13 protein-coding genes and 1 pseudogene are annotated in these 13,939 nt (G+C 76.1%); 5 read left to right on the forward strand and 9 right to left on the reverse strand.

What is annotated here, in order from left to right; translation table 11 throughout:
* Positions 1-17: 17 nt before the first annotated feature.
* The 5 genes and pseudogenes from F1641_RS03685 to F1641_RS23665 all read right to left on the reverse strand — a co-directional run.
* Entirely contained in the window at positions 18-905 is an 888-nt protein-coding gene (locus F1641_RS03685) for an alpha/beta fold hydrolase (protein ID WP_206690428.1), read from the reverse strand.
* A gap of 174 nt (positions 906-1,079) precedes the next feature.
* Complete coding sequence (locus tag F1641_RS03690; protein WP_309225361.1) at positions 1,080-4,088, reverse strand: FAD-linked oxidase C-terminal domain-containing protein; 3,009 nt, start codon at positions 4,086-4,088, stop codon at positions 1,080-1,082.
* 72 nt (positions 4,089-4,160) lie between these two features.
* On the reverse strand, positions 4,161-5,246 hold the full coding sequence (locus F1641_RS03695; protein WP_309225362.1) for a spore photoproduct lyase family protein: 1,086 nt from the start codon (positions 5,244-5,246) through the stop codon (positions 4,161-4,163).
* Positions 5,247-5,406: 160 nt separating this feature from the next.
* Positions 5,407-5,727 (reverse strand): FBP domain-containing protein, encoded by a 321-nt coding sequence (locus tag F1641_RS19615; protein ID WP_206690429.1) that lies wholly within the window; start codon positions 5,725-5,727, stop codon positions 5,407-5,409.
* 74 nt (positions 5,728-5,801) lie between these two features.
* Positions 5,802-5,921 (reverse strand): annotated as a pseudogene (locus F1641_RS23665) (FBP domain-containing protein); the annotation flags it as partial.
* A 359-nt stretch (positions 5,922-6,280) separates the two neighbouring features.
* Between F1641_RS23665 and F1641_RS03705 the strand changes: the two are divergent.
* Both F1641_RS03705 and F1641_RS03710 read left to right on the forward strand, forming a co-directional pair.
* The gene (locus F1641_RS03705) at positions 6,281-6,709 is read left to right on the forward strand and encodes a VOC family protein (protein ID WP_206690430.1); all 429 of its coding nucleotides are present in this window, start codon (positions 6,281-6,283) and stop codon (positions 6,707-6,709) included.
* Between the two features lie 5 nt (positions 6,710-6,714).
* Complete coding sequence (locus F1641_RS03710; RefSeq protein ID WP_309225363.1) at positions 6,715-7,743, forward strand: phosphotransferase; 1,029 nt, start codon at positions 6,715-6,717, stop codon at positions 7,741-7,743.
* Between the two features lie 6 nt (positions 7,744-7,749).
* Here F1641_RS03710 and F1641_RS03715 read toward each other — a convergent pair whose 3' ends face one another.
* On the reverse strand, positions 7,750-8,181 hold the full coding sequence (locus tag F1641_RS03715; RefSeq protein ID WP_194903056.1) for a hypothetical protein: 432 nt from the start codon (positions 8,179-8,181) through the stop codon (positions 7,750-7,752).
* 165 nt (positions 8,182-8,346) lie between these two features.
* Here F1641_RS03715 and F1641_RS03720 point away from each other — a divergent pair, with 165 nt between their 5' ends.
* Entirely contained in the window at positions 8,347-9,747 is a 1,401-nt protein-coding gene (locus F1641_RS03720) for an acetamidase/formamidase family protein (protein WP_309225364.1), read from the forward strand.
* Positions 9,748-9,837: 90 nt separating this feature from the next.
* On the opposite strand, the gene F1641_RS19625 is transcribed toward F1641_RS03720, so the two are convergent.
* Genes F1641_RS19625 through F1641_RS03730 form a run of 3 tightly spaced genes read right to left on the reverse strand, consistent with a single transcriptional unit; the run spans position 9,838 to position 11,217 of the window.
* Positions 9,838-10,062, reverse strand: a complete 225-nt coding sequence (locus F1641_RS19625) for a hypothetical protein (RefSeq protein ID WP_206690431.1) — start codon at positions 10,060-10,062, stop codon at positions 9,838-9,840.
* A complete protein-coding gene (locus F1641_RS22870; protein ID WP_206690432.1) occupies positions 10,016-10,798 on the reverse strand; it encodes a M48 family metalloprotease in 783 nt (260 codons plus the stop codon). Before F1641_RS22870 ends, F1641_RS19625 begins: the two co-directional genes overlap by 47 nt.
* Before the next feature lie 47 nt (positions 10,799-10,845).
* Positions 10,846-11,217 carry a BlaI/MecI/CopY family transcriptional regulator gene (locus F1641_RS03730; protein WP_194903057.1) on the reverse strand — a complete coding sequence of 124 codons (372 nt, stop codon included), beginning with the start codon at positions 11,215-11,217 and terminating at the stop codon, positions 10,846-10,848.
* A gap of 82 nt (positions 11,218-11,299) precedes the next feature.
* On the opposite strand from F1641_RS03730, the gene F1641_RS03735 reads away from it, so the two are divergent.
* Both F1641_RS03735 and cydB read left to right on the forward strand, forming a co-directional pair.
* Positions 11,300-12,871 (forward strand): cytochrome ubiquinol oxidase subunit I, encoded by a 1,572-nt coding sequence (locus tag F1641_RS03735; protein WP_194903058.1) that lies wholly within the window; start codon positions 11,300-11,302, stop codon positions 12,869-12,871.
* A 10-nt stretch (positions 12,872-12,881) separates the two neighbouring features.
* Complete coding sequence (gene cydB / locus F1641_RS03740; protein WP_194903059.1) at positions 12,882-13,916, forward strand: cytochrome d ubiquinol oxidase subunit II; 1,035 nt, start codon at positions 12,882-12,884, stop codon at positions 13,914-13,916.
* Positions 13,917-13,939: the final 23 nt, after the last annotated feature.

A 13,939-nucleotide genomic window follows, 5' to 3' on the forward strand; every position in this document is an offset into this window, starting at 1 on the left:
ACCGCGGCTCGTCGGCGTCAGCCGGCCAGGTGCGCCTCCAGCCAGGTCACGACGTCGGCGGTGACCTCGTCGCGGTTGGTCTCGTTGACCAGCTCGTGGCGGGCGCCGGGGTAGAGCCGCAGCTCGACGGCGCGCAGCCCGGCCGCGCGGTAGCGCTCGGCCAGCGCCGTGACGTTCGCGCCGCCCGGGCCCCCGACGGGGTCGCGGTCGCCGGAGACGAGCAGCAGCGGGAGGTCGGGGCGGATGCGTCCCAGGGCGGCCGGGTCGGCGGTGCGACCGGCGGTGGCGAGGACGCCGCCGATGACGGCGTCCTCGGTGGCGAAGCCGCACAGCGGGTCGGCGACGTAGGCGTCGACCTCAGCGGCGTCGCGGCTGAGCCACTCGAAGCCGGTGCGCGGCTCGAAGCCGGCGTTGAAGCCCGCGAGGCCCTCGCCCGCGTCGGGGTCGGCAGCGAGCCCCTGCACGACGCCGACCAGCCCGTCGAGCGTCGTCGACCCGCTGAGCACCACCCCGGCGTACGGCACGGGGCCGGCGACCAGGACGTTCTGCAGGCACATCGAGCCCAGGGAGTGGGCGAAGGCGAAGAGCGGCAGCCCTGGGTGCTCCGCGGCCAGGTGCTCGGCGTACGCGGCGGTGTCCGCGAAGAAGCCCTCGGCGCCGGGCTCCCCGAAGCCGCCCAGGGGCACCGCGTCGGACACCGAGCCGCCGTGGCCCCGGGTGTCGGCGCCGGAGACCACGAACCCCGCGGCGACCAGCGCCCGCGCGAACCTGTCGTACCGGTCGGTGTGCTCGGCCAGCCCGTGGACCAGCTGGACGACGCCGCGGGGCGCGCCCTCGGCGGCCCACGTCCAGGTGGCCAGCTCGAGGCCGTCGGTGGGGGAGGTGAACCTCGCGGGGCTGGGCACGGTGGCGACTCCTTCGTCGGGGCTGGGCTCGAGCCCATCCTCGCGGCGCGCCGCCGGGACCTGACGGGGGGCTCCGCAGAGGAGACCCATCGGGGTGGTGCTCTGGTCACTGCGATGGGGCTCATCGGCGGAGCCGCCGCGCACGGACCCCCGCCCGTCCCGGCGGCGAGGGCGTCAGGGGCGGTCGGGCAGGGCCTCGGCGAGCAGCTCGACCAGGTGCTTCGGGCGGCGCCCGGCGAGCGCGTCGGTCTGCGTGCGGCAGCTGAACCCGTCGGCGACGACCGGCACGGCGTCGCCGGCAGCGCGCAGCGCCGGGAGCAGCTGCTGCTCGGCCACGGCCACCGACACCTCGCGGTGCCCCGCCTCGGCGCCGAAGTTGCCGGCCAGGCCGCAGCAGCCGCCGAGCTGGGTGGCGTCGACGCCCGCCCTGGCGAGCAGCGCCGCGTCGGCGCCGAAGCCCATCACCGCGTGCTGGTGGCAGTGCGGCTGGACGACGGCGGCCGTCTTCAGCTGCGGGGGCGTCCAGTCGGGGCGGTGCTCCGCGATCAGCTCGGCCACCGTGCGCACCCGCGTGTGCAGGGCCGCGGCGCGCGGGTCGTCGGGCAGCAGGCGGGAGGCGTCCTCTCGCAGGAGGGCCGTGCACGACGGCTCGAGGCCGACCACCGGCATGCCCGCCAGCTCGCCGTCCAGGGCGTCGAGCGTCGCGGCGAGCTGGCGCTTGGCGCCGTCGAGCTGCCCGGTGGAGACCCAGGTCAGGCCGCAGCACACCTTGGCGCTCGGCAGGTGGACGCGGAAGCCGAGGTGCTCCAGCAGCTCCACGGCAGCCGCACCGACCTGCGGGTCGAAGCCGTCGGTGAAGGTGTCGACCCACAGCACCACGTCGGTCGTCCCAGCGCTGTCGGTCGTGTGTCGCTGCTCCGGAAGCCCATGATCACGGTGGGGGCGGGAGCGGAACCACGAGCGGAAGGTCTGGCGGGCGAAGGTCGGGACCGCCATGGCCGGGTCGATCCCGACCGCCCTCATGCCGGCCCTCCGCAGCGGAGCGACCTTGGCCGCGAGGTTCACGAGCGCCGGGAGGACCGGCTGCCCGAGGGCCACGAGGCGGGTCCACCGGGGGAGCCACCCGAGCGCGTAGTGGTTGAGCGGGCGGCGTCGTCCCCGGTAGTGGTGGTCGAGGAACTCGGCCTTGTAGGTGGCCATGTCGACGCCGGCGGGGCAGTCGACCGAGCACCCCTTGCAGCTCAGGCACAGGTCGAGCGACTCCTTGACCTCCTCCGAGCGCCAGCCGTCGGTGACGAGCGTGCCGTTGGCCATCTCCTGCAGGAGGCGGGCGCGGCCGCGGGTGGAGTCCTTCTCGTCGCCGGTGGCGAGGTAGCTCGGGCACATCACGGTCGTCGAGCCGCCGATCTCACCCCCCAGGCCGACGGCGTCGACGCGGCACTTGCCCACGCCCACGCAGCGGTGGACGGCGGCGGTGAGGTCGCCGCCGTCGGCGGGGTAGGCGATCGACAGCGGCCTGGCGGGCAGGATCTCGACGGCCGTGCGCGCCGACGGCACCCGCAGGTCGGCCTCCAGCGGAGCGGGCCTCACGAGCACGCCGGGGTTCAGCAGCTCCGCCGGGTCGAAGGCGGCCTTGACCTCCTCGAAGGCCCGCAGCGCGTCGTCGTCGTACATGAGGGGGAGCAGGGCGGAGCGGGCGCGGCCGTCGCCGTGCTCGCCCGAGAGCGACCCGCCGTGCGCGGCCACCAGGCGCGCTGCCGCGCGCAGGAACTCCCCGGAGCGGTCCGCGCCGCCGGGCTCGGACAGCGGCAGGTCGAGGCGCATGTGGATGCAGCCGTCGCCGAAGTGGCCGTAGGCGTGGCCGTCGACGCCGTGGCTGCTCATGAGGGCGGCCAGGTCGCGCAGGTAGGTGCCGAGGCGCGCGGGCGGCACCGCGGCGTCCTCCCAGCCCGGCCACGCGGGGGTGCCCGAGGGGGAGCGGCCGGCGTAGCCGGCGCCGTCCTCGCGGATCCGCCACAGCGCCTTCGCCTGCGCACGGGTCGGGATGATGACGTGCTCGCGGGTGCCGGACGCCGCGACGAGCGCCCGCGCGGCGGCGAGCGCCTCGGCCTCGGTCTCGCCGCCGGCCTCCACGAAGAGCCAGCCGTTGCCGCCGGGCAGCCCGTCGACGTCGCCGCCGCGGGCGCGCACGACCTCGACCAGCCGGCGGTCCAGGCCCTCGACCGCGAGGGGGGAGTGCTCCAGCAGCGACGGGGTGTGGTCGGCCGCGGTGGCCATGTCGGGGTAGCCGAGGACGACGAAGGCCGTGGCGGGCGACTCGCGCACGAGGCGGACCTTCGCGCTCGTCAGCACCGCGAGGGTGCCCTCGGAGCCGGAGAGCAGGCGGGCGAGGTTGGAGCCGGTCGCGTCTGCTCTGCCGCCGTGACCCATCGGTCCGCCGTGCTCGGGGAGCAGCGTCTCCAGCGCGTAGCCGGAGACCTGTCGGCCGAAGGTCGCGAACTTGGTGCGCAGGGTCGCGAGGTGGCCGTCGGCCACGCCGCGGAGCGCGGTGACGAGCTCCGGCGGCGGCGCCGTCGTCGACCAGCGGCGGCCGAGGCCGTCGACCACGTCGAGCTCGAGCACGTTGGCGCTGGTGCGGCCGTACGCGAGGGCGTGGGAGCCGCAGGCGTCGTTGCCGATCATCCCGCCGATGGTGCAGCGGGCGTGGGTGCTCGGATCGGGGCCGAAGCGCAGGCCGTGCTTCCGCGCCCGCGCCTGGAGCGCGTCGAGGACGATGCCGGGCTCGACGACCGCGGTCTGGCTCGCCGGGTCGAGCTCCAGGACGCGGTCCAGGTGCACCGAGGTGTCGACGACGATGCCCGGCCCGCACGCGTTGCCCGCCACCGACGTGCCCGCGCCGCGCAGGGTCAGGGGCACGGACTGCGCGCGGGCGACGTCGACGACGGCGCCCAACTCGTCGGCGGAGCGCGGGAAGACGACGACCTGCGGCACCACGCGGTAGTTCGAGGCGTCGGAGGTGTACTCCGCGCGGCGCCGGGTGGAGGCGTCGACCACGCGCTGCGCCTCGGGGGTGCCCTCGCGCAGGCCGAGGGAGGAGCGCAGGGCGCGGAGCAGGTCGGGGGTCGCCACCTGGGGCGCGTCGGCGCTGGAGCCGCCGGCCGGCCTGTCGAGCTGGGTCGTCACGCGGTCATCTTCCCAGCCCGGTCCGACGCTCCCGCCCCGCTCCGCTGTGACCGCCACCACGGCGCGGTGGGGTCAGAAGGCGTATCGGACGGTGAGCCAGGGAGTGCGCTCGGCGATCAGGTCCAGCAGGCGCTGCACCCACACCGCCTTCCACCGCGCCCGGTAGCGCACGTTCTCCATGCCGTTGTGGGAGCGCTTGGCCTCCTGCACGTCAGGGCGCCACAGGGCCTCCTCGCCCTTCGGGTGCCAGCCGAGGTTCACCTCGTGCAGCCCGGCGTTGTGCGTCAGGAAGATGACCTCGGCCGCGCACTGGGCCTTCGAGCGCGGGGAGAGCGCGCCGTCGAGCTGGGCCAGCAGCTCGGCCCACTCCTCGAGCCACCCCTCGTGCACGATGACGGGGGAGAGGTTGAGGTGCACCTCGTACCCGGCCTCCACGAAGTCGTCGACGGCGGCGATGCGCTCGCGCACCGGGTCGGTGCGGACGTCGACGAGCTTCGCCATGCGCTCCGGCATCACGGAGAAGCGCACGCGGGTGCGGCCGCGCGGCTCGTAGGTGAGGAGCTCGCGGTTGACGTGCTTGGTGGCGAAGCTCGCCTTGGCCGTGGGCAGGTCCGCGAAGGCGGCGACGAGGTCGCGCACGTTGTCGGAGACGACGGCGTCGACGCTGGCATCGGAGTTCTCCCCGATGTCGTAGATCCACGCGGCCGGGTCGCACTGGTCGGGCGCGGGCTTCACGCCCTGCCGGGCGACGTGGCGCTGGAGGTAGCCGACGACGTCGTCGCTGTTGGCGTAGACGGTGATCGGGTTGGCGTACCCCTTGTGCCGCGGCACGTAGCAGTAGGCGCACGCCATGGCGCAGCCGTTGGACAGCGAGGGCGCGATCCAGTTGGCCGACCTGTCGTTCTTGCGCGCCGTCATGCTCTTGCGCACGCCGAGCGCCAGCACCTCCGTCTTGGTGCGCACCCAGCGCTCGACGCTGGCGTCGTCGCCGTGGACCTGCGGGATGCGCAGCGCCGAGGGGACCTCCACCACCTCGGCGTCGGGCCAGCGCTGCACCACCTGCTGTCCGCGCGGCAGGGCGAGGGCGGCGGGCTCGGCGTAGACGGTGCGGACGTCGAGCAGCCGCCGCGGGCGCGCGGGCGGTGCGGGCGTCGTCACAGGACCGTCACAGCGCCGTGAAGACGGCGACGAGCACGAGCGTCACGACGAGCGAGACCACCAGCGATCCCAGGCACCCGGCCCGTTCGCTGAAGAAGAGGAACACCCCTCCAGCATCGGGGCCACCACCGACAGCCGCCCGGTGGGCCGGCTCGGGGGCTCAGCCCTCGCCGCCGCCGGCGCGGACGGTCTCGACGAAGGACCGCGACCGCTCCCGCAGCACCCGGACCCGCTCGGCGCGCGCCGCGTCGCGGTCGAAGCCCTGGTGGGCGAGCGGGGGCAGCACCCGCGCGTTGTGCGAGCACTCGAAGTCGCGGCACAGCAGGGTGCCGACCGTCGCGCCTCGCCGACCCGCCGGGCCCGCGAGCCGAGCTGAGTAGAAGACGACGTCGTTCGGGAGCGTGACGTCCTGGCACCAGGCGCACTGGGCGCGGCGGCGCGGGACGGCGTCGGCCTGGCGCAGCAGCACGCCGCGGACCACGCCGGTGCCGTCCCCGTCCCCGGGGAGGGGACCACCGCGTACGCGCGGCGCGGCTGCTTCGGGTCGCGCCACCCCAGGAGGTCGAGGCGGGCCCAGTCCAGGCCGTCGAGGTCGGGCGGGGTGAGGTCGGAGGCCTCCTTGCGAGAGGCGTTGATGAGGGAGGCGCGCAGGGCGGGGACGTCGAGGGGGAGCATCGGGGAGCCGTTCCGTGGGGCCCGGCGGCGGCTGCCGGCGCGGGCGGGGGCCTGGACGGGCGCGGCGCCAGCACTGGACCTCCGGAGCGCAGCGGCTCGGGGCCGGGCGCTCGGTCGGAGGTCGGGGTGGGCTGTCGCGGCGCCGCTGTCCGGTGACCTGCGTCGGTCACCGGGAGCGGCGGTCACCTCGTGCCGGCGGAGACCCCGCCGACCACCTCCGGGCTCCCGCTCGCGCGGGACGTCGCCGTGCTCACGCGCCCACGGTAGGCGCGCCCGCGCCCGGGCCGCCACGGGTTTCCACCGCCGCACCCCCGCCGCACCCCTGCCGCACCGTCGGACCCCCGTGCCACGGTGCCTCCATGACCGTGCCGTCCAGGATCTCGATCGTCACGCTCGGCGTCGCCGACCTCGCCCGGTCGACCGCCTTCTACGAGGCGCTCGGCTGGCGGCGGCGCCCCGAGTCGCAGCCGACCATCAGCTTCTTCGACAACGCCGGCTCGATGCTCGCGCTGTTCGACCAGAGCTCGCTCGCCGAGGACGCGCAGCTGGCCGAGCCCCCGCAGGCGCCGGCGCGGGGGGAGTTCCGCGGCGCCACGTACGCCATCAACTGCGACTCCGACGACGACGTGCTGGCCGTCCTGGCAGCCGCGGAGGCCGCAGGCGCGCGGGTCAGCAAGCCGGCTGAGCGCAGCCCGTTCTTCGCCGGGCTCGACGGGTACTTCCTCGACCCGGACGGCCACGCCTGGGAGGTCGCGCACAACCCCGACCTGCACGGCCTGCCCCGCTGACGGCGGTGGGCGACGCGCCGGCCGTGCTGCCGACGGGGCTCTCGATGCTGTGGGAGCCCACCGACCCCGCCGCGGCGCTGGAGGCGCGCTTCGGCTTCGCCGACCTCGACGACCTCAGCCGCTGGACGACGGCGGCGCTCACCTCCACCTGGGGGCTCGCCACCGGCGTCGTGCCGGCCGTGAGCAGGGTGGTCATCAGCGACCGCAACGCCGTCGTGTGGGCCGAGGTCGGCGCGCGCCGCGTCGTCGTCAAGCTGTCGTGCGCGCCGGAGCGCTTCGAGCGGCTGGCGGCCTCGACGCGGCTGGTGGCGCTGCTCGCCGAGCACGGCGTCCCGGTCGCCGCTCCGCTGGCCTGCGCCGACGGGGAGGTGCGCGTCGTCGTCCCCGGGCCCGCCGGCCCGCTGTCGGCGTGCGTGCTGCCGGAGGTGGCGGCCGACTGGCTCGACGTCACCGACCTCGACGCGGTGCGCGCCGCGGGCGCGTGCCTGGCGCGGGTGCACGCGGCGCTCGCCGAGGCGCCGGCCGACCTGGTCGCGGCCCTGGCCACCGCGCCGCCGGGGCTCGCCGGCGCCACCGCGGCCGGCGACCCGCGGGCGCAGGTCGCGGGCTGGCTCGCCGACCACGACCCCGGGCACCTGCCGGAGGCGTCGCTCCGCCTGGCCGCGCTGCTCGGTGGGCTGCCAGCGCTGGACGGCGAGCGGCAGCTGGTGCACGGGGACTTCCGCGCCGCCAACGTCCTGGTGCGCGGGGCCGAGGTCGCCGCCGTGCTCGACCTCGACGAGGTCGCCGTCCGCCACCGCGTCGCCGACCTGGCGCAGGCGTGCACCTACCTCGCGACCCGGTTCACCGGGTGGGAGCCGACCCCGCCCGCTGCGAAGGAGGCGCTGGTCGAGGGGTACGGGTCCGTGCGGCGACTCAGCGGGGCCGAGCGGGCGTGGCTCGACGCGCTGCTGCTGTGGAACGCCCTCGTGGCCGTGCCCGGCCCCGACGACCCCGCCGGCTGGGCTGCAGCCGTCCCGCAGGTCGCCTGCTGACCGCGGTCACCACGGCCAGCGCGACGGCCACCGCCGGCGGGCCTCGTCGGCCTCGCGCCACTGCGCCTCGGTGCGGGTGACGTCCTGCTGCGCGCGCAGCAGCTCCCCGCTGCGCGCCGGGTCGCTGCGCGCCAGGTGGGTCACCACGCGCTCGCGGCGCAGCGCGGCGTCGTAGGCCTGCCGCCGGCGGCGCTCCTCGTCCTCGGCGAGGTGGCGCAGCCGCACCTGCTCGTCGCGGACCCGCCGCTCCGCCGCCCGCTGCTGCTCGGCGAGGTGGCGGCGGCGGTCGTCGTCGTCCTGCTGGCGGCGGCGGTCGCCGACGGCGGCCTGGCGCCGCAGCGCCGCCTGCTGGGCGCGCTCGCCGACGGCGGCGTCGTGCAGGCGCCGCTGCTCGTCGAGGCCCGCTCGGTCGGGGTGGGGCGGTCGGTCGGCGGCCACGGGGTCCGCCCCTCTCAGCAGTGGGGGCGCAGGTGCGCCCTCCCAGGCTCGCACGGATGCGGCACGCGCAGGGGGAGGGCGCGCCCACCGGCGGCATCCGTCGACTTCACGTGCGGGAAACCGGTCGAAACCCAGACGAAACGGGTGCACCCGCAAGGTCGGGGGGTGACCCACGACGCGCTCGACGCTCCTCAGACCGCCCACCTCCTGCACCGCGGCCTCGGGCGCCGCGGACTGCTCGCCGCCGCGGCGGCGCTCGGCGGCGGCGCCGGCCTGCTCGGCACGGCTGCTCCCGCCGCGGCGAAGGGCGGCCCCGGCGGTGGAGGGCCCGGCGACCGGGGCTCGGGTGGAGGTCCCGTCCGCGCCGCTGCAGCCGGGAGCCGGGCGGATCGACGGCGACTTCTACCTGCCGTCGAGCCCGACGCCGTCCGGTGGGGCTACCTGCCCGCCGTCGGCGCGGAGGCGGTGCTGCAGGTGCCCAGCGGGGCCACCGTCACCGTCGACACCGTCAGCCACGAGGGGATCCTCGAGGACCAGGGCCGCGACCCGGTGGCGTGGTTCGGCGAGCACGGCGTCGCCGCGTCCGGGGTGCTGGAGGACGCCGTCGCCATCGCCGCCGGCTACGCGCGCCACGAGCGGCGCTTCGACGTCGACGGTCCGCACGTGGTCACCGGCCCGGTCTTCGTCGAGGGGGCGCAGCCCGGTGACGTGCTCAAGGTCGAGACGCTGAGCGCGCTGCTGCGCGTCCCGTACGGCGTCGTGTCGAGCCGGCACGGGAAGGGCTCGCTCGCCAGGACCCGCGACGGCGGTGCGCCCGCGGGCATCACGATCGACGAGGTCATGCCGCCGGTCGCCACCGACGGCCGCAGCACCGGCGACCCGCAGCGGTACGGCAACGTCTCGGTCTTCACCCCCGCCGAGCCCGGGCCGGGCGGCTCGGCCGTGGGCACGATGGCCCGCTCCGGGGGCCGCATCGCGTTCCCGCTCGACCCCTTCATGGGGATGATGGGCGTCGCGCGCTTCCCCGCCCCGGCCGCGGGCGGCCTGGTCGACCCGACGCTCGACTCGGTGCCCCCGACGCTGGGCGGCGGCAACATCGACGTCGGGCTGCTCGGCCCCGGCTCGACCTTCTACCTGCCGGTGGCGGCCGAGGGCGCCCTGTTCCACACCGGCGACCCGCACTTCGCCATGGGCGACGGCGAGGCCGCGCTCACCGCGCTGGAGGGGTCGCTGCGCACGACCTTCCGCCTGACCGTCTGCAAGGCCGGGTCCGGCGACGCCCCGGCCCTCGCCCACCGCTACCCCTTCGGCGAGACCGACGAGGCCTGGCTCCCCATCGGCCTGTCCGACCCCGACGGCATCGCCGACGGCACCCAGGGCACCGACCTCGACGTCGCGGCCCGCCGTGCCGTGGTCAACGCCCTCGACTTCCTCGTGGAGGAGCTGGGGGTCGAGCGCCCGGTGGCGTACGCCTACCTGTCGGCGGCGGCGAGCTTCGTGGTGTCGCAGCTGGTCGACAGGACGGTCGGCGTGCACGGCGTCATCCCGAAGGCGCACTTCGCCTGACGCGACCCGACCGTGGTCGTGGGATCCGTGCACGAGGTGTGCACGGATCCCATGATCACGGCCGGGGGGCAGGAGGGGGTCAGGAGGGGGTCAGGGGAGCGGGGCCGTCGCCAGGGCGCCGGCGAGCCAGGGGGCCACGAGCACCGCGGGGGGCAGCACCAGCACGAGCCCGGCCAGCAGGACGACGGCGGCCGCCCGCACGCGCCCTCCGGGCGGCTCGCCCAGGCGCTCCAGCCGACGGCGGCGCTGCTCGGTGGCCGCTGCGGCGTCAGGGGAGCGGTGGGCCTCGGCGTCGGCCGCGGCGAGCGACCCCACGCCCGGGTCGAGCGCGCCGCCCAGGCGCTCCAGCGCGGACGCCACGGGGGCCCGGCCGCAGCGGCGGCGGGCGGCGTCGTCGGCGGCGGCCTCCAGCAGCAGCTCGACGGCGCCCAGGGCGCGCTCGTTGCGCAGCGGCCGGGGGACGGCGCGGTGGAAGGCCGGCGAACGACTCGAGCACCACGTCGTGGCGGGCGTCGAGGTGCGCCTGCTCGTGGGCGAGCACCGCGCGCAGCTGGGCGTCGTCGAGCAGGCGCAGCGCGCCGTCGCTCACCACCACGCGGGGGCTGCGTCCGGGCAGCCCGTAGGCCAGGGGGAGCGGGGCGTCGAGCACCCGCAGCCCCTCACCCGCTGCTGACGCCGCACCGAGGTCGGTGCGGCGCTCGACGTCGTCGAGCAGGTCGACCAGCTCGCGGTGGCGCTCGCGCCGCGCGGCCGAGCGGCGCAGCACCCCGACGAAGCTCACCACCAGCCGCGCCACGATGAGCAGCGCGACCGCCAGCGCACCCACCAGACCCCAGGCCTGCGCGTCGGGACCGGCGCGCAGCGCGCTGGTCAGCTCCTCGGGGGCGATGAGCACGACGCCGACCGCGGAGAGCACCGACGCGAGCACCACCGCCTGCCACAGGACCACCGAGGCGGCGGGGGTGGCCGCCGTCCAGCGCGCCCGCGCGAGGGGCGCGGGCACGACGAGGGAGAGCACCAGGCCCAGCAGGCCGAGCGCGAAGGCGGTCACCGCCGGAGGCGGGCTCTGCTGACCGTCTGCCGTCCGTCAGCGGGCCGTCAGCCGGCGGCGTCGAGGGCGGCGCGCAGCGCGGCCACGCCCTGGGGGCCGACCCGCCCGACGAAGTGCACCAGCGCGGCGTCGCGGGCGGAGGGGTCGGTGGTGGCGCCGAGGGCCTCGAGCATCACCGCGGCCGTCATCTCCTCGCGGGTCTGCACCGGGGAGTACTCGAAGGCGCGGCCGGCGCGCTCCTGGCGCACCACGCCCTTCTTGGCGAGGCGGTCGAGCACGGTCATGACCGTCGTGTAGGCGAGGCCCCGCTCGGAGAGCGCCTCGTGCACCTGCCGCACCGTCTGCGCCGAGCCGGCGTCCCAGAGGTGGGCCATCACGTCGCGCTCCAGCGTCCCGAGCGACGCGCCACCAGCAGCCATGGCCCCACGGTACCCCGGGGTGTGACCAGTACGACAGTCCACGTACTACGCAACAAGTACTACGCGGCGTAGTGTTCAGGGCATGGACGTCGTGGACGTGACCCGCCTCCAGTTCGCCGTCGTGACGATCTACCACTACCTCTTCGTGCCCCTGTCCATCAGCCTGGCGTCGCTGACCGCCGGTCTCCAGACGGCGTCCGTGCTCACCCGCGACCCGGCCCGCGCCCAGCGCCTGCGCCGCTCGACCCTGCTGGTCGGCAAGCTGCTGCTGGTGACCTTCGCGGTCGGCGTCGTCACCGGTCTGGTGCAGGAGTTCCAGTTCGGCATGGGCTGGAGCGCCTTCGCCAGGTTCTACGGCGACGTCTTCGGGCCCACCCTCGCCATCGAGGGGATGCTCGCCTTCTTCCTCGAGGCGACCTTCCTGGGCCTGTGGTTCTTCGGGTGGGACCGGCTGCCGCGCCTGGTGCACCTCGCCACGATCTGGGTGGTCGCCGTCGGCACGCTCATCAGCGCCTACGTCATCCTCGGCGCCAACTCCTTCATGCAGCACCCGGTCGCCTACGGGCTCGACCCGGTGACCGGCCGCGCGCAGCTCACCAGCTTCACCGAGCTGATGACCAACCCGGTGCTGCTCGCGACGTTCCCCCACACCGTCGCGGGTGCGGCGATGCTCGGCGGCGCGCTGCTGCTGTCCGTCGGCTCCTGGCGCCGCTGGATCGGTCCCGCCCCGGCCGGTGCGGCCGGGTCGCCCGAGGCCCGCTCCGTCGACCCCGACCAGCGCGCCTTCGCCGGCATCGCCCGCCTCGGCGCCTGGACCACCGTGGCCGGGGGCCTGGCCACCGCGCTCACCGGCGACGTGCTCGGCAAGGTGATGACGTCGGTGCAGCCCATGAAGATGGCCGCCGCCGAGGCGCTCTACACGACGACGACGGGCGCTCCCTTCAGCCTGCTGACCATCGGCAGCCTCGACGGGTCGCGCCCGCTGTTCAGCCTCGAGCTGCCGTACCTGCTCTCGTTCCTGGCCACGGGGGAGTTCCACTCCACCGTCCAGGGCATCGACGACCTGCAGGCCCAGTACACCCAGACCTACGGCCCGGGCGACTACGTGCCGGTGATCCCGCTGGCCTACTGGTCGTTCCGCGCGATGATCACCATCGGCCTGCTCGCGGCGCTCGTCGCCGGTGTGTACCTGTGGCTGACCCGCTCCGGTCTCGACCCCCGTGAGCCCAGGGCCAGCGCCCTGCCCTTCATGAGCCAGCGCCTCTTCCCCCGCCCGCTCGTGCAGCTGTCGCTGCGCATGCTGCCGACCCTGCCGCTGCTGCCCGCAGCGGCGGGCACCGCCGGGTGGGTCTTCACCGAGACCGCCCGCCAGCCGTGGCTCGCGTTCGGGCTGACGCTGACGAGGGATGGCGTCTCCCCGGGCCTCACTGCAGGCGAGGCGTGGCTGAGCCTGGCGGCGTTCACCGCCGTCTACGGCGTGCTCGCGGTGGTGTGGCTGCGGCTCGTGAAGCACCTCGTGGGGCAGGACCTCGCCGACCCGGCCACGGCGACCGGGAGCCCCGTCGTCCCCCTCCCCGGTGACGACGACGAGGCCGCCCCCACCCCCGACCGCGGACGTCCGGTGCAGCCGGCCGCCCCCGTCACCACCTTCTGAGAGGCGCACCGTGGACCTCGTCACCGTCTGGTTCGCCCTCGTCGTCCTGTGCTGGGTGCTGTTCTTCACCCTCGAGGGCTTCGACTTCGGCGTCGGCGTGCTCACCCCGTTCGTCGGGCGCGACGAGCACGAGCGCGGCGCCGCCCTGAAGACCATCGGCCCGTTCTGGGACGGCAACGAGGTCTGGCTGGTGGCCGCCATCGGCGTCACCTACGCCGCCTTCCCCGCCTGGTACGCCGCGCTGCTCAGCGGCACGTACCTGCCGATGGTCGGCGTGCTGCTGCTCCTCGCCGGGCGGGGCGTGGCCCTCGAGTTCCGCGCCAAGCACTCCGACCCGGTGTGGCGGCGCCGCTGCGAGGTCGTCCTCGCGCTGTGCTCGGCCGGCGTCGTCGCGCTGTGGGGTGCGCTGCTGTCGGTCTTCGTCCGCGGCCTGGCCCTCGGCGCTGACGGCGAGGTCGTCGCGCAGCCGGGGCTCGCCTCCGGCCTGGCGCGCACGGTGGCGCCCCTGCTCACCCCCGAGGCCGCGTTCGGCGCGGTCGCCGCGCTCGTGCTGTCGCTGCTGCTGGGCGCTGCGTTCCTGGCGCTGCGCACCACCGGTCCGGTCCGCGTCCGGGCGCACCGCGTCGCCGCCGGAGCTGCGGCCGCCGTCGTCGGGCTCGGCGCCGTCGTCGCCGTGGTCGGCCTGACCGGTGCGGGCGCGGTCTCCACCGGTCTCGTCGCGCTCGGGGCGCTGGTGGCCGGCGCCGCCGTCGTCGTCGCCCTGGCGGTGCGGCTCGGACGCGAGGGCTCGGCCTTCACCGTCGCGTCGCTGCTGGTGGCGGGCGTCGTCGTGGCCGTGCTGCTGGCGAACGGTGACGTGGTGCTGCCCAGCACGCTCGACCCGGCGCTGTCGCTGACCCGGGAGGGCGCCGCCGCGACGCCCGCCGCGCTGCGGCTGATCACGGCCTTCGGGGTGGTCGCCGTGCCGGGTGTGGTGGTCTACCAGGTGTGGTCGTACTGGGTGTTCCGCCGCCGCGTCACCAGCGAGCGGGTCGCCACCGCGTGATCGGCTCCACCCGGCACCGTCGT

Source organism: Quadrisphaera sp. INWT6, assembly GCF_015390235.1.
Lineage (GTDB): Bacteria > Actinomycetota > Actinomycetes > Actinomycetales > Quadrisphaeraceae > Quadrisphaera.